Origin of the sequence: Altericroceibacterium endophyticum, assembly GCF_009827595.1 — a bacterium.
Taxonomy (GTDB): domain Bacteria; phylum Pseudomonadota; class Alphaproteobacteria; order Sphingomonadales; family Sphingomonadaceae; genus Altericroceibacterium; species Altericroceibacterium endophyticum.
Window position 1 is genome coordinate 329,787 of the sequence record NZ_WTYT01000002.1, and the last position, 19,010, is coordinate 348,796.

The following is a 19,010-nucleotide window of genomic DNA, read 5'->3' on the forward strand; positions in this document are numbered from 1 at the left end:
CGTTTCTTCCCTGTGCTCAGAAACGGGCCGTCAGTTCCACGCCATACATGCGCGGTTCTGCGGGAATGAAGGTCGGGATGCCAAAAGCACCGCCCGTATTGCCGGCATCGAGCAGATAATCTTCATCCGTGATGTTGCGGCCAAAAACCGCGATTTTATACTGGTCATCGGCGAAACTCACACCAGCCTTGGCATTCACCAGTGTCACCGGCCCCTGACTGACGACTTCAGAATTGGGCACTTCGAAGTAGATCTTGCTGCGATAGGTAACCGACGGCGTGGCGAAGAAACGCGCCCCACCCGACAGCGGCGCATCGATCGAGAAGCCGGCTGCCCACTGCCATTCCGGCTGCAGACGGAAACGGTCGCCAGCATAGATGCCATTGCTTTCACCATCATCGATACCGCCGTCGATGTAACCGACATTGCCGAACAGGGTCAGCCAATCGCTGGGGCGGATCTGAAGATCGCCTTCAAAGCCCAGATTGCTGGCGCTGCCGGCGCTTTCAGTAATGCTGGAGCCCACGGGCAGGCCCGAGGGGTCATTTTCATCGCTGACCATTCGGCTGATCTGGAAGTTGGAATATTCCTGATAATAAACGCCAACAGAACCCGAAACCATGTCACCCGCAAATTTGATGCCGCCTTCATAATTCCAGACGGTTTCCTGCGGGATCACTTTGATGTCGGTCGCGCTTACGCTGAGCGTTGGAGAGCGGCGGCCCTTGGAAATGGTCGCGTAAAGATTGACCCGGCGGCTGATGCGATAGAGTGCGTTGAAGCGCGGCAGGATCGCATCGAAACTGTCATCCGCCCAGATCGTGCCATCGGTATCGACCTGACTGGGGATCAGCGGCCCGCCAGTCAGAACGGTGTCAGGAACATCGGCAAAATACCCGGATTCGCGGTCTTCCCACAGGGCGCGGACGCCCGCCGTCAGCTCCAGTTCCGGCACAGGAATCCAGGTCGCATCGGCGAAAACAGAATAGGTGGTGTTCTTGCCGTAATTTCCGAAAGTCGAGGTGTAGGGTATTACGCTTGCCGCACCTTCCGTAAGCAGCCCGGTAGCTTGTGCTGCCGCGACACTGCCATCTTCTGCGATACAGCCAAGCCCCGCAATCACACCAGCCGCGCATTGCAGGAAAGTGCCCTCTTCGCTGGAAAAGGGAACGATCTGATGGCTGTCTTCATGGAAATAATTGAAGCCGAAGGATGCGCGCAGCGTATCGCCGGAATAGGCAAGGCGGGTTTCCTGGCTCGCCTGCCATCCAGAGGCTTCTTCCGCAAATTCGAGGAACCATGCAGCGGTGCCATCGGCATCGAACACTTCGTCAGCGTCAAATTCACGGTAGCCATTGACGAGCGAGAGCGTCCAGCCACCGCCCAGTTCCCAGTCTGCAGACAGGTTGATGTCATACACATCGCGCACCAGACCCAGCTTGCCATCACCGAAAATGGCATCGCCAATTTCACGCGGCGCGCCTGAAAGATTGGCCGGACCAAAGGGATTGGCGGGACCAGCCGAGGTGCCATAGGTGCCCGAAATGAACGGCGTGCCGGAATTGCGCTGACGGTCATAGGTGCCGATCAGATCGATCATCAGATCATCATTGGGCGTGAAGCGCAAAGAGGCGCGCAGACCCAGCTGGTCCTGCGCATAAAGATCATCCTGCCGGTCAGAGAGGTTTTTGACATAACCATCGCGCTTGCGCCATTCACCGGCGATGCGGCCCGCGATGACATCATTACCCGCATTGATATAACCGCTCAGCAAAGTGGCATCGTAATTGCCATAGCCGCCGGTCAATTCAGCCGAAAAGCCCGGCTCCGGTTTCTTGGAGATGAGGCTGACCGCGCCCACTGCCGAGGCAGTCCCGAACAAGGTAGCCTGCGGCCCCTTGATCACTTCGATCCGGTCCATGTCGTAAATCGCCTGATAGGCGCCGCGTGAGCGCGAGATGTCCACGCCGTTATAATAGAGGGTTACACGTGCCGCCTGCTGGGAAGATCCGCTGTCAGACGTAATGCCCCGGATGACGATGCCCGGATTATTGGCGCTTTGTTCCTGAATGTTCAGCCCGGGCACATAGTTGGACAATTCATCGAGATCGGACACGCCGAGCCGTTCCAGCGCCTCACCCGAGGTGGCGGAAATGGTCATAGGCACATCGATCGCGCGCTGTTCAATCTTCTGCGCCGTGACGATGATTTCGCTTGCATCAAGGCCTTGATCGGCCAGATCCACCGCGTCCTCAGCCTGAGCGAGCGACGGCAGAAATGCAGTGGAAGCGAGCAACAGGGATGCTGCCTTAAAAATGCGACGTGTCATGATTGGCCCTCATTGTCTTTAATTGTGAGGGCCAATTGGCGCCGTTCTGTGACGCGAGAATGGCTAAACGGTTATGCTTTCAAGACAGATTTCGGGATAGAGTCACCAAACTGTCTTTTGCGCCATTGAATTGTGCAAAAGACAGTTTGGTGAGAGCGGATTGCGCACAGCTTTTATGCGTTTTCCCGAGATCAATCGCTCATGCGTTCCGGCATGGTGGAGGTTCCGGCAGAAACGATCAGCTTGCGGCCATCCTGCTGTTTATCCAGCACGAAATCATCATAGAGCGCGCCCGTGGCCGTGCGGCTTTCATACGTCAGGCGGTCGCCATCGACCCGCAACACCTGAAACAGCTGCGTATCGGCGGCAGAGCGTGCCAATTTTACACCAGCATCGGCATATTCGTCCCAGCCGGTGGTTTTCCAGTCATATTGCTTCGGGCCGCCAACCGAATTGACGAACATCGTTTCGATCAATGCGCCACTATCCGCAAATCCCAGCTTGTCAGAAGGGGAACCGATCGCCCCGCGCGCATAAGTGTGATCATGCCCTTGGAGGACCAGATCGACCTTGTGCTTCAGGAAGACCGGCAAGAGGATATCCCGCTTTTCCGGCGTATCCCGGCCTTCGCTGGAAGAGAAGATCGGATGGTGGAAGGACACGATTTTCCACTTTGCGTCACTGCGGCTCATTTCACGGTCAAGCCAGTCTGCCTGCGCCTGGAGATGGTCGTCATCGGTGGAGGTGATGATGAAGACATGCACATCCTTCGTATAGCGCACATCATAGGCCAGTTCCGCCAGTTCTCTCGGCAAGCTCTCCTCAACCGGCAAAGAAAATTGCGGGCGCCACAACATCGTTATGTCGCGATCCGAAACACGGCCATCGGTCTCCAGTTTCATATATTCATGATTGCCGGTCGCCGGGATTGCCGGAATGCGTGAATGGATGAAGCTGAGCGCCTTGAACCATTCACCCCAGTCACGATCACGCGCGCTTTTATTTGTCAGATCGCCCGCATGGACGATAAAGCGGGCATCGGACGCCGTGGCGAAGGCTTCGCGAATGACCCGCGACCAGCGTGACAGAATATCGTTCTGCGCATCCCCCAGATAAAGGAAGGTCACCGGACCATCTTCAGGCGCGGTGCGCAGCTGGAACCATTCGCTCCATTCCTCGTCACCGCCCTTCACGCGGTAGGCATAGAGCGTATCGGGGCTGAGCCCGTTAAACTCTACCGAGTGATAATTGACCGCACCCAGCCCCTTGTTCCAATGTGCATCGAATGTCTCACCATTGATTTCGACCTGCTCAAGATCGAGCGTCTCGACACTGCCGCGCAGCGTCTCTGCATGCTCTTCAAGCTCCGGCCCATCCTGCGCCAGCGTAATTTGCGCCACTGACTCTGTCACATCCAGATCAGTGCGCCAGGTAACGGCGAAGCTGGTTTGCGGATCACCGGGTAATGTCGCGACAATCCGGTCGGGCCAGTGCGAGGCCGGCTGCCAGGAGGGATGAATCGCTTCCTGCGCCGCAAGCGGTGAACAAACGGGGACGGCCAGCGCCAGAGCGCCCACTAAAAAACTGACAATTTTCATGGAATATCTCCAATCGACACAGCGACCGGGGCAGCCACAGCCACCCCGGCACCATGCGCAATCATTTTAGAAATTCAGGCGAATACCGGTGGTATAGCTGCGGCCGAAGCCTTCGATTTCATAGGTCCGGTCGCGCGTTCCGCGGAAACGCTTGCCGACTTCATTGTTCAGATTGTTGGCGTTGAGAAACCATTCGATATTCTCATTAATCTGATAGCGCGCACCCAGCGACAAACGGCCAATCGAATCCCAGTAACGATCAAGCTCGGGATGATCGAGATTGTAGGAATTCATCCATTTGGAACGATATTGCCAGTTTACGCGCAGCGAGAGGCCCTCACCTTCCCAATACATGGAAGCATTATAGGTAAGATCGGAGGTGCCGCTCATCTTGGCCTTGCGGCCATTGCTTAGCTCGATCTCCGAATCCGCCAGTGTCAGATTGGTGTTCACGCCAAAGCCGCTGGTCCATTCCGGCAGGCCCCAATCGGGCAGGAAATCGAATTTCTGCGCATAGGCGAGTTCGAGCCCGTAGTAATAACCACCATTGCCGTTACCATTCGTCTCAAAGGCATATTCGGACCGGGTATACTCGTCATTATCGAAGGTTTTCGATCCGAAGATCGTCGTCAGGCCGATGATCGGATCCTGGACCTTCTTGTAGAAAGCGCCAACGGACAGAATACCGACCGGGGCGAGGTAATATTCGTAATAGACATCGACGCCATAGGTCCGCTCCGGCTTGATGAACGGGTTACCCCCGCCAATCACTTCGTCCATGTCGGAAATGCTGAAATTCGGCGCTCGATCCTCGAAACCTGCCCGGGCAACGCCGGAGTTCAGAGACAGGCGGAACTTCTGATCCTGCGTAATATCCCAGTTCAGATGGGCAGAGGGATAGACGCCGAAATGGTCCGATCCCGAATTGAACAGCTCAAAGTCGCCATCGTCGACGGTGCCATAGGCCTCACCATCATTCTTGATATATTCTGCGCGGGCCCCCGCGACCAGATTACCCCAGGGAAACTCAATCGTCCCCATCGCATATCCGGCAAGGATCTGCTCCGTTACATTGTAGTAATCGGCGAGGTAATCCTGCTCATTGAACTCGCCCGCACCAGCTTCGATCAGCTTATTTGTCAAGGCGACCATGGATTCGGCATCTTGCTGATACCCGATGAAAGACATTTTCCATTTCCCGTCAAAGGGTTCCATTTTGGAAATGTCGGCAAAGGTGACAGGTCCCAGGCCTGCCTCCATCACGGCATCGGCAGTAACCTTGGTCTGCGGCTCTTCGCGATATTTCTTGCGGTGATCAAAAGCAGCACCGAATTTCAGGGTGACAGGAGTCGCCGTGGCGAGTTCACGCGTAAAATCAATGCGGCCAGACCAGGCCTTGGTCGGCGCGCGGCCTACCCCTTTACTGCCGTCTTGATAAAACAGCGTGTCGAAGGGATATCCTTCATAGGCATTGGCGCCGCGCGAATAGGTGCCATCACCATTATCTATCGTCGGATAAAGCGTGATATTGGGTAGATCCGGATCGCTGTAATCATACTCAACCGTCGAGCGTGACGACACATCATCATTGCTGACAAACGCAGCACTGGCGAGCTTTTCGCCCCGGTCGAGAGAATAGGTGTAGTTACCACTCCAATCTATCTCCCAGCCGCCGACATAATGCTCACCGCCAATCGTGGTGGTGCTGATCGCCTGAATGGATTCACTACGATTAAAGCTGCCGTGCAGATCGACACCATAGATCGTGCCCTTAACCGGCGTGTTGCCGCAGGCTACGCTGGCATAACAAGCAAGTGAATCATCATAATCCGGGCTCATCACGCTCTTCGTTTCATTGTCGCGAAATTCGCTGTAAATGGTCGAAACGAACAAGCGGTGATCATCTGACGGGCGGAAATCGAGCCTTGCCGAAGCCGCCGTATTTTCACGTTTCAGATGATAGAGACGATAATCCGTGTGGCGGGTCCAGATCAGATCCTCACCCTCTGTATCGCGCGCTTCCTTGGCATATTCAAAGCGGCTTTCGATATTATCGGTCACCTGATTGCGCTCATAATGCGCGCCGGAGATTACAAAGCCGAACTTGTCGTCGGCAAAGGTGTCGGAGATCGAGAAGCTACCCTCGTATTCCATCTGATCGCCCAGATCGCGGAAACCGACACCCAGACTGCTCGACAGATTGAAGCCCGGCCGATCAAACGCCGTCTGCGTGATCACGTTCACATTGCCGGCGATGCTTTCTGCCGGCATGTCGGGGGTGATCGCCTTGGTGGTGACAATCGAGGCAACGATCGAATTGGGGATCATGTCGAAACGCGGCGTGCGACCTGATGGCGACACGACGTTGAGACCGTTGAAGGACAGCGTCGTCCATTTGCTGGGCGCGCCGCGGATGGAGACATAGCGCTCCTGCCCCTGGTCACGCTCGACCGCAATGCCGGGGAGCCGGGAAAGGGCGGCTGCGACGTTCTGATCGGGGAAGCGACCGATGGAATCGGATGCCACGATGTTGACCAGATTGTTGGATGCTTTCTGCTGCTGATAGGCAGCTGCTTCGGCATCGGCGATGGGCGAACCGGTGACGATGATTTCGCCTGCCTCCACCGCCATGCCTGCTGTATCGACCAGCGCGAAGGGCAGGCGAGAATTCTCCCCTCCCTTGACATTCACCGTCGCCGTGGCCGTTTTCTTGCCCTGATAATTGACAGAAACATCATAAGTGCCAGCAGGAATGCGGCGAAAGATGAAGCGCCCTTCCCGGTCTGTGGCTTCGCGCTGGGTCAGCCCGGCAATGCGCACGCTGGCGCCATTGAGCGGCGTTCCGCTGGCCGCATCGGTGACAGAGCCCACCAGCACGCCATATTCGCCGGCCTCGCCCCGCTGGCTGTGAACCGTAATCGCGCCTGACCCGCTTTGCGTATAGGTGAGGCCCGTGCCCTGCAGCATACGCGCCAGCGCCTGACGCACGCTCATCGTGCCGGATAGGGGCTGAACGGTCTTTCCGGCCACGCTCTGCGGCGTAAACAGGATATCGACGCCCGATTGACGGGCCAGCGCTTCCAGTGCGGAGCCGAGCGGCTGCGTGGTGATTTCAACGTTCAGCGTGGTGGATTGCGCCTGAGCAACCACCGGCGTGATCGCCGTAGTCGCAACCAGAGCAACAGCAAGTTTACGGCCAAGCAGATTGGCCTGCCAAAGTAACATTATAAAGGACCCCCGGAAATTCAGTGCGGCGCAATAGCCGTGCCTCACCGACGAACCGGGGTGGAAATTCCTCACCCTCTATTTTCAAAAAAATGCTGCGCTGCAATCAGGAGCCGTCTGGCTGCCTGTCAGGCGCTAAGCAGCAAAATATTCCCGTCCGTGATCCGCGCCTTTACCGGCAGGATATTCGCCAATGCCTTGGCGAAAGCGCGGTTGTCACCCACACGGTAAATCCCGCTTATCCTGAGATCTGCCATCGCCGGATCAGCCAGCTGAATGGACTGCATGCTGTAGCGATTCATTTCGCCCAGAGCTTCGCGCAAAGTATCGTTGCGGAAGACTGCGCGACCCGATTGCCAGGCAGTGGCTTCCATCACTTCGGGCCGGTCGCGCAGGAAATGGCCCTTTTCTTCGCGCACGCGTTCTCCGCTCGCTATTTTCACATGTTGCGCAGTATCCTCAGACCTGATGACCGCGCGCCCTTCCTGCGCGATATAGGCACTGACATCGCCTTCATGCCGAATATCAAAGCGGCCAGCCTCGGTGCGCAACATCTCATTGCCGACTTCCACGACAAAGGGCCGCTGACCGCGCGGGACCACGCAATTAATGCGTCCGTGACAGAGCTTCAGCAGCCGGTCATCAGCATCGAAACATTCTTCGAGCCGCGTCGCCGTATCCAGCAGCAACACGCTCCCATCGCTCAAGGTGACACGCTTCTGTTCACCAATCGCGGTTTGATAAATCCTGGCCTGCGCATCGTCCCAGGCGATCAATCCACTCGCCGAAACCGCCAGCACGCAGGCACCAGCCAGCACGGACCGTCTTGTGAGATTGGGCTGCCCGGCTTTCTCGGGGCGCCGGATCGACTCTTTCAGCCCGCCAACATCGTCAAATATGGTCGAAAGGCGCTCAAAATGTTCGCCATGACGAGGGTCGGCATCCAGCCAGCGATGAAATGCATCAATATCCGCCTGCGTGCGATCATCGGCCCGCAACCGGGCAAGCCAGCCTGCAGCATCGGCCTGTGGGCCCTTCGGGAAATCGCTCACCAATCAGAGGCCCAATTGTCGAGAAACAGCATCGCCTTGGCGATATGCTTCTCCACCGCGCTCATCGAGATACCCAGTTCTTGGGCTATTTCGCGATATTTCAGGCCATCGAGGCGGTGCATCAGGAAAATCTCTCGGGTCCGCGGCGTCAGACGATCAAGCCCTTCCCTTACACGTGCGAGACGTTCCTGTGCAATCAGTGTTTCATCGGGCAGCGGTGCCGTATCGCGCAGCGCCAGATCACCAATTTCAATCGCGCGCGGGGCCGCAGGATGTTTGGATCGGCGGTGCTGGTCGCGCGCTTCATTCAGGGCGGACTGCATCAGAAATGCGGAAGGGTTCCGTACATTTTCCGGCTTCCGCTCTATCATCCTGAGGAAGGAGGTCTGCAGAAAATCCTCCGCATCATCGTGATGCGTGCGGCGAAATATCTGCCTTTGCAACGCATTCCACCCCGATTCGAGAATTGCGCTGTTCATCATTTGGCGACCTCCTTTGGAAGTCGCCGCTAGGGCGCAAAAGATACGCCTTTGTGACAGAGGCTGTAAAAGCCGGGCGGCTCAGCGCCCGGCTTTTACCAGCGGGTTTTCAGACGGGCAGCCCGACATAATTTTCGGCGATGGATGTCTGTGCCGCCCGGCTCGAGGCAATGTAATCAAGCTCCGCAACTTGCATCTTGCGCTCGAAATCCCCGTCTTCCGGGAAGCGGTGCATCAGCTTGGTCAGCGACCAGCTGAAACGCTCCGACTTCCAGACGCGCGAAAGCGCCGTATCGGAATAAGCAGAAACAGCATCATTATCGTTCTTCTGAAAGAAACGGATCAGCGCGTCAGCAGCATAATGCACATCGCTGGCGGCCAGATTCAGACCCTTCGCACCGGTCGGCGGAACGATATGCGCCGAATCCCCGCACAGCATCAAACTGCCGTGACGCATCGGCGCAAAGACGAAGGAGCGCAGCGGAGCGATGCTCTTTTCCAGCGCCGGACCACGGGTCATATGCGCTGCCGCTTCCGGCCCAAGACGCGCGGCCAGTTCGTCCCACAGACGGTCATCTGACCAGTCCTCCACCTTGTCAGTCAGCGGCACGTCCACATAATAGCGGCTGCGCGTTGAACTGCGCTGCGATGCGAGGGCAAATCCGCGCGCATGGTTGGCATAGATCAGTTCATGATTGCAGGGCGGCACATCGGCCAGAATGCCAAGCCAGCCAAAGGGGTAGGCCCGTTCGAATTCCTGCCCCACCGAAGCCGGGATAGCCTTGCGGCTGGGGCCGTAAAATCCGTCACAGCCAACAATGAAGCGCGCATCGACGCGGTGCTCTTTGCCGTCTTTCACATAGGTCACGTGAGGGCTGTCGCTCTCCACATCATGCAGCGTGACGTCTTCGGTTTCATAGATCACTTCCAGACCGCGTTCTTCGCGTGCATCCATCAGATCACGGGTCAGCTCGGTCTGTCCGTAAACTACCACATGCTGCCCAACCAGTTCCTGCATATCAATGCGGATCAGCCGTTCACCATCCGCAAGATTGAACCCGTCATGCGCGAGCCCCTCGGCCTTCAATCGCTGATCCAGGCCAAGCCGCTCCATCAGTTCAACCGTCACGCGTTCGAGCACGCCGGCACGAATGCGGCTGAGCACGTAATCGGGGGTTCGCCGTTCCAGCACCACACAATCCACGCCCTCTGCGCGCAGCAAATGGCCAAGCAACAGGCCCGCCGGGCCAGCACCAATAATACATACCTGAGTCATGAGGTTCGCTCTCCCAAGAAAATTTGTTGCAATATATTTGCGGAGAATCCGGCAAGAAAGGAAGGGACGAAGCGGACGCGAAATGGTACAAACCGGACATGACCGGCGCACCAACATCAGCTCCGCATTATGCGCTCTATGGCGAAGACCCCCTCAATTCGGGCGATAGGGCACCCGCTTTTGACGAATTCATCCATTGCGAAACCATCGCATCACGCAGCAGCAGGTACGATTGGGAAATCTCACTCCACAGCCACCCCAATCTGTTGCAGGTGCTGTTTGTCGAGCGCGGTCAATTCGAAGCCCGGATCGGCCCGTCCAGCCATAAGCTTAGCGGGCCAAGCCTGATCGCCATGCCCAGCGGGACAATCCACGCTTATATGTTTGCGCCTGACGTGTCGGGCATCGTGGCAACGATAGCGTGTGATTTTGTGGAAGGATTGCCGCCACGTGATGCGCTGCGCCAACTTTTCGCGCGGCCAAGGCTGCTCAAGCCGTCCCGTCAGCTGACAGAGAGCCTGTCGATTATCGGTGCGCAGGTGCTGCTGGCGGGGGAGCGGCGGGATTATCCCAGCAGCGTGGCTGCCTATCATGCACTGGCCGAGGGGTGGCTGCGTCTGGCAACCGATATGGGCCAAAGCGCGGATGAACCGGGACAAAAGCAGGCGGAGCGCTTTCGCGTATTGGTGGAGCGGGACTATCGCACACATCGCCCCCTTAGCGCCTATGCGGAGGAAATGGGCTGCACGCAAAGGACGCTGACCCGCCAGTGCCGGCTGCATTTCGGCACCAGTCCGAAAAATGTGATCCATCAGCGGATTATTGCCGAAGCGCGCCGGATGCTGCGCTTTACCAATGCCGGGATCGGGGAAGTCGCGCTGGATCTGGGGTTTGACGATCCCAGCTATTTCTCGCGCTTTTATGCGCGGATGACCGGGCGGCGTCCCAGTGCGGAGAAATTCTGCACCACACAGGGGAGCGCCGCCCGCTCAGATCATGAGGCCATCGATCAGATCGGGTAATGGCCTTCCTTGGTGTCAACCGTGACCCAGCGCAATTCAGTGAAGGAATCGATGCCGGCCTTGCCGCCAAAACGGCCATAGCCCGATGCCTTCATACCGCCGAAGGGCATCTGCGCCTCATCATGCACAGTCGGCCCGTTGACGTGGCAAATACCCGATTGAATACGCCGAGCGGTTTCCAGCCCCTTGGCCACATCTTTGGTGAAGACGGACGCTGACAGGCCATATTGCGTGTCATTGGCCAGTTCCACGGCATGATCCAGATCGCGCGCGCGAATGACGCCAACGACCGGGCCGAAGCTTTCATCGCGGAACAATTTCATGCCCGGCGTCACCTTGTCGATCACATGGGCCGGCATCAGCACATTCTGCGTGGTTTCACCGCCGGTCAACTGCTCTGCGCCATTGGCCAGCGCATCGTCGATCAGGCTCTGACAATGATCCACGGTCGCACGGTCAACCACTGCGCCCAGCGGGGTCTTGCCTTCGCGCGGATCGCCCACGGGCATGGAGGAAACCTTTTCCTTGAAGCGCTTGGCAAATTCATCCGCCACGGCATCAACCACAATAATCCGCTCGGTCGACATGCAAATCTGGCCCTGATTCATGAAGGCACCAAATGCGGCCGCTTTCACGGCTTCATCAAGATCGGCATCTTCCAGAATGACCAGCGGCGCCTTGCCGCCCAGTTCGAGCAATACCGGCTTGAGATGTTCCGCCGCGCGCTTGGCGATGATCTTGCCCACCTTGGTAGAACCGGTGAAGTTGATCCGCTTCACTTCCGGCGCATCAATCAGCGCGCCCACGACATCGCCTGCATCGGCAGGGGCGTTGGTGACAGAATTGACCGTACCTTCGGGGAAGCCCGCTTCGGCAAAGGCTTCGATAATCAAAGCATGGGTGCGCGGACAATTTTCGCTGGCCTTCAGGATCACCGAATTACCGCAAGCCAACGGCACGGCGATGGCGCGGACGCCCAGAATGATCGGTGCATTCCACGGCGCAATGCCGAGCATGACGCCAACCGGTTCGCGCATGGCCATGGCCAGGCAGCCCGGCTTGTCAGAGGGGATGATTTCACCATTGATCTGCGTCGTAATGGCGGCAGCTTCGCGGACCATGCCAGCGGCGAGTGCAAGATTGAAACGCACCCAGCCTTCTGTCGCGCCGATTTCCCCCATCATCGCATCAATGAAATCATCGGCTTTGGATTCCAGCGCATCAGCCGCCTTCATCAACACGGCGCGGCGCGCATTGGGGCCCATCTGCGACCATTCGGCGAAGCCCTTGGCGGCCTTGGCCGTCACGGCAGGAATATCGCCCGCCTTCATCGCCTCAGCGGTGCTGGCTACGTCACCAGTCACCGGATTGATACGTTCAAACTTCATCTCTCTCACCTTTCACTATCCTTCGGCCTTCTACTGGATCGGAATGCCTGCCGAAAGATCCTCAAACCCACTGTCACGCTATCGTGAACCTGTGACAAGACCAATGTCCAATTAGGCCAAGTCGAACTCGATCAATACGGACTGCGCATCATATGGGATGCGCAGCGCCGGATTCAAAAACCATATCGCACGCCAAGCCAGATCGTGCGCGGCACGCCCAGATCGATCGATCCCCCCTGATTACGCGTGATGACGTCTTCATCCAGCAGATTTTCCGCCCGAGCAACGGCCGAAAAGCCGCCGCCCAGCGGCGTCTGGGCAAAGAGGTCCACCGTTATGGCAGATGGCAGCAGGTTGGTTTCCCGGTCATCTTCATACTGGCCGCCGACATAGCGCATTGTTGCCGCCAGAACTGAACCTTTACGCGGTTTCCAGCGCAGCGTCCCGCTGGCCGCCCATTCCGGTGTCTGCGAGGGGCGCAGGCCGTCCAGATCGGCCGCCGCGCCATTATCATCCACCACCGCATCACTATAGGCCAGCGATCCGTCAAAGGAGAACGCGCCCCGTTGCACAGCGGCGCCCAGCTCCAGCCCCTGCGCATCGATCGCATCCAGATTACGCCGCTCTCGCAGATTTTCCGCCAGCGTCACATTGGCGATCGCATGTTTCACCTGATTGTCGAAGGCCGTCAACGACAGCGTGACGCCGGGTATCGCGCGCCAGTCCAGCCCCACTTCGACACCGTGCAGCCGCTCATTCTCAAGCTCTGCATTGGCATTGGTGACCACCGGAAATACGGTGAAGGGACGGTATAGCTCGTTCAATGTCGGCAGGCGCAGCCCGCTATAGGCCGCCCCGCGCAGCGACAGGCCGCCACCTGCATCAAACACCGCACCGGCGCGATAGGATACATCCCAGCCCGACCGGTCATCAAAATTGTTATCCGCTGTGATGCTGCCATCACCGCCCAATTGCCGGAAATAGCCACCGCGAATGGTCCAGCGATCGGCCCGCAGCCCGCCTGTCAGAATGAGCGGACCGAGGGTCCAGTCATCCTCTATAAAGAAACCCAGATCGCTGTTCTCACCGCCCGCAAAACTCTGCTTCGTCAATGCGCCGGTCCGGCCGCTAAAGCCATCTTCGGCCAGATCCCCATCGGAATGGCGATAATCCGTTCCGATACGCAGCACATGCCGGTCCCCCACAGGCGGGCGAATTTCGAGCTTGCCGCCCAGGCCGGTGGAGGGTGTATCCTTCTGATCCAGCACTTTCGCATAGCTGCTGGAGGAGATCACGACATTGGTAAAATTGCGCCATTGGACATAGGCCAAGGCGTCCACCTGCCATGCGCCGCGGCTGATCAACCGCAGGCTGATATCCTGTCCTTCATGCGAGGAATCCGCCCCGTCGAAACGCAGGGTCCGTTCATCATTGAAGGCCAGTCCGCGCAGCTGGATTTCCAGATCCTGCGTCAGCGGCTGTACCAACCGCGCGCTGGTGGACCAGCTATCGAATTGCGCGCGTGCCGATGCATCAACGCGCTGGTCCACAGGTGCGGTATAGAAGCCCTTCCCCCTGTCCCACCTTCCGGAGACGACCGCAAAGCCATCACCCAGTTTGGGCGCGACACTGCCCGACAATTCGGTTTCCGCCCGATCATTCACCAGGGCCGAGAGATTGACCGGTCCCGATACGGCCGGGTCGGCGCTTTCCAGCTCGATCGTACCCGCCAGCGCGCCAGCGCCAAACGGTCCGGAGCCACCACCGCGCGTGACCCGGATACGCTCCAGACGTTCGGGGGCCACTGCGCTCAGCGGAATATAGCCGAAAAACGGATCGGATAGTGGCACGCCGTCAAGCAGCACCAATGCGCGGCTGCTGGCATTGCCGCCCAGAGCGCGCAACGTCACACCCTGCGCTGAGGGATTGGAAGAGCGGCTATCCGACCGGCGGAATTGTTGAAAGCCAGCGATAGAGGAAAGCACATCCTCGATCCGGCCAGAGCCGCTCGATACAATCTGGTCACGCTGCAGCACCTGCGTATCATAAGCGGGGGTCGCCGGCGTGTCGGGCAGCCCCTTCCCCGTTACCAGAATCTCTTGCGCACTGGCCCCCGGCGAATCCGCCTGCGCCCATAACGATGTCGGCAGAAGCAGCAGGGAGGCTACCGCGAAGCGGGTTATAGTCATGGAACGCGCATCTTTCATCGAAACTATTCCCTGGCCCCTAACTCGCACACCTTGCTGCGTCACCCTGAGTTTGGCACGGTCAGTCACAAATTACGGAGAGGAACAATTATGCGGATACGATTTGCGGCATTGGCGGCCCTTGCAATGGCGAGCATCGCCACCCCTTCCATCGCAGAGGAAAGCAAACAGGTGAATATGACCCCCCCCACCCTGGCCAAAGATCAGCACGCGCTACTGACCAGCGACGACCCGCAACTGGCAGCAAACAAGCAGCTGGTTTACGACATGTATCGCACCGTGCTGCAGGCCGGGCAGGCCGATAAGGCCAAGGAATTCATCCGCGAGGATTACATCCAGCACAATCCCACTGTCGTGAGCGGCCGGGCCGCACTGGAAGAGTATGTCAGCTCCACGCGCCCGGTGCGTGAAGTCAAGGATACGCTCGAACTCCCGCTCGTCACCATATTGGCGGAGCGCGATCTGGTGAGTGTCGTCTTCGTTCGTCCGGAGAAGGACGCCGAGGGCAACGACTATTATTCGACCTGGTTCGACCTGTTCCGGATTGAGGACGGCAAGATCGCCGAGCATTGGGACCCGATGCTGCGCGGTGAAGCGCCGATCGATCCGAATGACAAGCAGATCGACTGATCCGCAGCGACGGACATGAAAAACCCCTCCCATGCGCAATGTATGGGAGGGGTTTTCAACTTGGGCAGAGCGCCGCTTACTTCTTGATGATAAGCGAATCCGGGCGTTTGCGTGGCACCCATTCGCCGCGGCCGGGGAAGTTCTTCAGCACTTCTCCATCCCACAGACGAATCGTGCGGCGCTTGAAACGCCATGCGCCATCATCGCATTTCACGGCGTGGTCGTCATACCAGCCGGTAAAACGCAGCAGATAAGGCGGCTCACCTTCGCATTCCGTGACGAAGGCAAAGCTCTTCATCTTCACCGTGCCATCATCCTGCGGCAGATACTTGATTTGCGTCACATGGTGCTGACGGCCGGGGAAGCCTTCCGCATTACGATAATGTTCGGAAATACCGCGAATGCCATCATGGCCTTCCCAGATATCGGGCTCTTCAAAGACTTCCTCGATCATCACGGCGTCTTCGGTGTATAGCGCGACCAGAGCCTCAACATCGCCCGTATCCAGCGCCCAGCTGTAATCGGCGATCAGATCCTGCAGTGCAAAACGGTCTTCAACGGCAAGTTTCATAGAAATTCCTTCTCCCTTTCTTGCCTCAACCGTAACACTCGTTATTATCATCGGCAAGCGATAGCGATCGCATCATATCCCTTGGGAGAGAAGACATTATGGGTAAGATTATCGTCACCGGTGCGTCCGGAGCTTTTGGAGGCGCTGCCGCCCGCTTGCTGCTCGAAAAATGCGCCCCCGAAGATCTCATATTCCTGTCACGAACACCCGAGAAACTGGCCGCTTTCGCAGAACGCGGCGTGCATTGCCGCACCGCCGATTTTGACGATCCAGCCAGTCTGACATCCGCCATGGAAGGCGGCGAGCGGATGCTGCTGATTTCCACCGCACGAGTGGGCACGCGGGTCGGCCAGCATAAAAATGCCGTGGATGCCGCCGTGGCGCAGGGTGTGAAGCACATCGTCTACACCTCGCTGATCAATGCCCATAAGGATGACAATCCGGCGATTGTGAAGATTGATCACCGCGCGACCGAAGAAATCATCGAAGCATCAGGCGCCGCCTGGACCCATCTGCGCGACAGCCAATATGCCGAAGCCATTGCCACGGCCATGGCCATTCCGGCGCTGCAAATGGGCGAAAAGCCCGATAATTGCGGCGATGGCAAAGTCGGCTTCGTCAGCCGCGATGACTGCGTGGCAACCGCCGTTGGCGTGCTGACGCAGGACGGGTTTGAAAATCAGGCCCTGCCTTTGACCGGCCCGGAAGCGCTGAGCATCCCCGAAGCCATGGCCATCGTCAGCGACATGACAGGCAAGCCGATCGACGTTCAGCCTGTGGATGACGAAGCGATGTATGAATATTTCGATGCGATGGGCGCCCCGCGTCACGCAACGGATATCGTGCCTGACGGACCTATTCCGTGGTCAAGCGACGATATGGTCACCTTTGGCGAATCCATCCGCAAAGGCTTCTTCTCGGAAGTCACCGATTGCGTGGAGCGCGTGACCGGACGCAAGCCCAAGAGCCTGCGTGAAGTCTTCGAAGAAAACCGGCATCTTTGGCCGGCATGACATTGCGCGGCCTGATCGCCGGCGCAGCGCTCGCGCTGGCACCGCTCGCCCTTGGCGGTTGCTCGTCCGATTCCGAAACGGATCGGGCGGATATCGGCGCGGGTGATGATTGGGATAATCCCAGCGGCGATTGGGCCGAAAGCCGTTTTTCACGCCTGACTGATATCAATGCCGATAATGTCGGCGAGCTGGGCCTTGCCTGGGAATATGATCTGGGCACATCGCGGGTGCAGGAAGCAACCCCGGTGGTGGTTGACGGCGTGATGTATCACGGCGGCAATCTGGGCCGGGCCTATGCGCTCAATGCCGCGACGGGCGAGGAACTGTGGCGGTTTGAACCCGATGTCGACATGCAGGCCAATCGCTCCGCCTGTTGCGATCAAGCCAATCGCGGCGTCGCCCTGGCCGATGGCAAGGTGATGGTCGCCGCGCTGGATGGCTGGCTCTATGCGCTCGACGCGAAGACCGGTTCGGTGGTGTGGAAAGTGAACACCATCACCCAGCCCGAGCGCGGCTATACCATCACGGGCGCGCCGGAAGTGGCGGGTGACATCGTTATTATCGGCAATGGCGGCGCGGAATATGACACGCGCGGCTATGTCACCGCTTATAATATCGCCGATGGCAGCGAGGCCTGGCGTTTCTACACTATTCCGCACGATCCCGCCGAAGGGCCGCAGGAAAGCCCCGCGCTGGAAGCCGCACTGAAGACCTGGGACAAAGACAGCCGCTGGGATATTGGCGGCGGCGGGACGGCGTGGGACGCCATCACCTATGACCCTGAGTTCGATCAGGTGATCGTCGGCACCGGCAATGGCGGTCCTTATCCGCTGGCCACCCGCTCCCCTTCTGGCGGGGATAATCTCTATCTCGATTCACTCGTCGCGCTGGACCGCGAGACGGGGGAAATGAAGTGGTATTATCAGGAGACGCCGCAGGATAGCTGGGATCTGACCGCAGTGCAGCCCATGGTGCTGGCTGATCTGGAGATCGATGGCGCGCACCGCCCAGTCATCCTGCATACGCCCAAAAACGGCTTTTTCTATGTAATCGATCGGGAAACCGGGAAACCCCACGCGGCCAATGCGCTGGTGCGGACCAGCTGGGCCGACGGGGTGGATCTGGAAACCGGACGCCCCAATCTGACGCCTGAAAGCTCGGACTATCGGGATGGTCCGAAGATCGTCTTCCCCGCGTCTCCCGGCGCGCGCAACTGGTATCCGGCCGCTTACGATCCGACGCGCAATCTCTATTTCGCCAATGTCCTCGACATGGGCAATCTGATGTTCATTCCTCCGGGTCAGGAAGATCTTCCGCATAGGCCCGAAACGCTGAGCACCGGCGCGGCGCTGATCTTCACCAGCGATCTGGTCGAAGCACTGGGCTCCCTGCCCCCGCCAGTCCAGAAGGCCGTGCAGCAATTGCCCGAATTCCAGTCGGTCAAGGATATGCCCTGGTCCAATGAACTGAGGGCAATCGATCCGCTGACCGGTGCCACCAAATGGGCCGTGCCCGCCGAGGGCTGGCAAGACCGCTTCGGCACGCTTGCAACCGCAGCGGGACTGGTCATCCATGGCAATCTGGCGGGTAAGCTGTTCGTGCGTGATGCCGATACGGGCCGCGTGCTGAAAGAGATTGAAACGGGCAGCTCGATCATGGCCGCCCCGATGACCTACCGCGTGGACGGGGTGCAATATATTGCGGTGGCAACCGGCTTCGGCGGCGGCGGCTGGGGTTTCGTGCCCGGCTATTCCGCAGCCTATGCCCGCGGCAATGCCAATCGCCTGCTGGTTTTCAAGCTGGGCGGCACTGCGGTTGATCTGCCTGAACCTCTGCCTCCGCTTGAAGTAGCGCCGCCAGCGCCGAAGCAGATTTCAGGAATGACACCGGCAAAAATCGCCATGGGTCAGGGTCTGTTTCTGGCGAATTGTTCAATCTGCCATTCGAACCAGCCGCGCGCCGGTGCCCCCGATCTGCGGCGCATGAGCGAGAGCGTTCACAGTTCTTTCCACCAGATAGTGCTGGAAGGATTGCTGCTGCCCAACGGTATGCCCCGCTGGGACGACGTTTTGTCGCCTGAACAGGTGGACGCGATCCATGCCTATCTTATCTCCCAGCAACAGGCGCTGCATGAAAGAGAAACCGAATTGAAACGGCAGGGTAAGCCACTCGATGCGAGAACCCTGCAAATTTTGTCCAATTATTAAGTCACTCTCCGCC

General features: G+C 58.3%; 13 protein-coding genes. 4 read left to right on the forward strand and 9 right to left on the reverse strand.

Features of this window, described 5'->3' with window-relative positions:
- Positions 1-16 precede the first annotated feature (16 nt).
- The 6 genes from GRI91_RS05565 to pobA form a co-directional block, all read right to left on the reverse strand.
- Complete coding sequence (locus tag GRI91_RS05565; protein WP_160735637.1) at positions 17-2,329, reverse strand: TonB-dependent receptor; 2,313 nt, start codon at positions 2,327-2,329, stop codon at positions 17-19.
- Positions 2,330-2,520: 191 nt separating this feature from the next.
- Positions 2,521-3,927 carry a purple acid phosphatase family protein gene (locus tag GRI91_RS05570; RefSeq protein WP_160735638.1) on the reverse strand — a complete coding sequence of 469 codons (1,407 nt, stop codon included), beginning with the start codon at positions 3,925-3,927 and terminating at the stop codon, positions 2,521-2,523.
- 66 nt (positions 3,928-3,993) lie between these two features.
- Positions 3,994-7,152: a TonB-dependent receptor gene (locus GRI91_RS05575; RefSeq protein WP_160735639.1), complete on the reverse strand. Its 3,159-nt coding sequence runs from the start codon at positions 7,150-7,152 to the stop codon at positions 3,994-3,996.
- Between the two features lie 128 nt (positions 7,153-7,280).
- Positions 7,281-8,204 (reverse strand): DUF4880 domain-containing protein, encoded by a 924-nt coding sequence (locus GRI91_RS05580; protein WP_160735640.1) that lies wholly within the window; start codon positions 8,202-8,204, stop codon positions 7,281-7,283.
- The gene (locus GRI91_RS05585) at positions 8,201-8,686 is read right to left on the reverse strand and encodes an RNA polymerase sigma factor (RefSeq protein ID WP_160735641.1); all 486 of its coding nucleotides are present in this window, start codon (positions 8,684-8,686) and stop codon (positions 8,201-8,203) included. Before GRI91_RS05585 ends, GRI91_RS05580 begins: the two co-directional genes overlap by 4 nt.
- Positions 8,687-8,792: 106 nt before the next feature.
- Positions 8,793-9,959 carry a 4-hydroxybenzoate 3-monooxygenase gene (gene pobA, locus GRI91_RS05590; RefSeq protein WP_202385470.1) on the reverse strand — a complete coding sequence of 389 codons (1,167 nt, stop codon included), beginning with the start codon at positions 9,957-9,959 and terminating at the stop codon, positions 8,793-8,795.
- 98 nt (positions 9,960-10,057) lie between these two features.
- Here pobA and GRI91_RS05595 point away from each other — a divergent pair, with 98 nt between their 5' ends.
- A complete protein-coding gene (locus GRI91_RS05595) occupies positions 10,058-10,981 on the forward strand; it encodes a helix-turn-helix domain-containing protein (RefSeq protein ID WP_160735643.1) in 924 nt (307 codons plus the stop codon).
- On the opposite strand, the gene GRI91_RS05600 is transcribed toward GRI91_RS05595, so the two are convergent.
- Both GRI91_RS05600 and GRI91_RS05605 read right to left on the reverse strand, forming a co-directional pair.
- Positions 10,969-12,369, reverse strand: coding sequence for an aldehyde dehydrogenase (locus tag GRI91_RS05600; RefSeq protein WP_160735644.1), 1,401 nt, complete (start codon positions 12,367-12,369; stop codon positions 10,969-10,971). The genes GRI91_RS05595 and GRI91_RS05600 overlap by 13 nt on opposite strands.
- 173 nt (positions 12,370-12,542) lie before the next feature.
- Positions 12,543-14,558 (reverse strand): TonB-dependent receptor plug domain-containing protein, encoded by a 2,016-nt coding sequence (locus GRI91_RS05605; RefSeq protein WP_160735942.1) that lies wholly within the window; start codon positions 14,556-14,558, stop codon positions 12,543-12,545.
- Between the two features lie 108 nt (positions 14,559-14,666).
- Here GRI91_RS05605 and GRI91_RS05610 point away from each other — a divergent pair, with 108 nt between their 5' ends.
- The gene (locus GRI91_RS05610; RefSeq protein ID WP_237437680.1) at positions 14,667-15,206 is read left to right on the forward strand and encodes a nuclear transport factor 2 family protein; all 540 of its coding nucleotides are present in this window, start codon (positions 14,667-14,669) and stop codon (positions 15,204-15,206) included.
- 76 nt (positions 15,207-15,282) lie between these two features.
- Here the strand turns inward: GRI91_RS05610 and GRI91_RS05615 are convergent, their stop codons facing one another.
- Positions 15,283-15,777, reverse strand: a complete 495-nt coding sequence (locus tag GRI91_RS05615; protein ID WP_160735645.1) for a nuclear transport factor 2 family protein — start codon at positions 15,775-15,777, stop codon at positions 15,283-15,285.
- 98 nt (positions 15,778-15,875) lie between these two features.
- Between GRI91_RS05615 and GRI91_RS05620 the strand changes: the two genes are divergently transcribed.
- Both GRI91_RS05620 and GRI91_RS05625 read left to right on the forward strand, forming a co-directional pair.
- Positions 15,876-16,790 (forward strand): SDR family oxidoreductase, encoded by a 915-nt coding sequence (locus GRI91_RS05620; protein WP_160735646.1) that lies wholly within the window; start codon positions 15,876-15,878, stop codon positions 16,788-16,790.
- Positions 16,787-18,997 carry a PQQ-dependent dehydrogenase, methanol/ethanol family gene (locus GRI91_RS05625; protein ID WP_202385471.1) on the forward strand — a complete coding sequence of 737 codons (2,211 nt, stop codon included), beginning with the start codon at positions 16,787-16,789 and terminating at the stop codon, positions 18,995-18,997. The genes GRI91_RS05620 and GRI91_RS05625 overlap by 4 nt, the downstream gene beginning before the upstream one ends.
- Positions 18,998-19,010 lie beyond the last annotated feature (13 nt).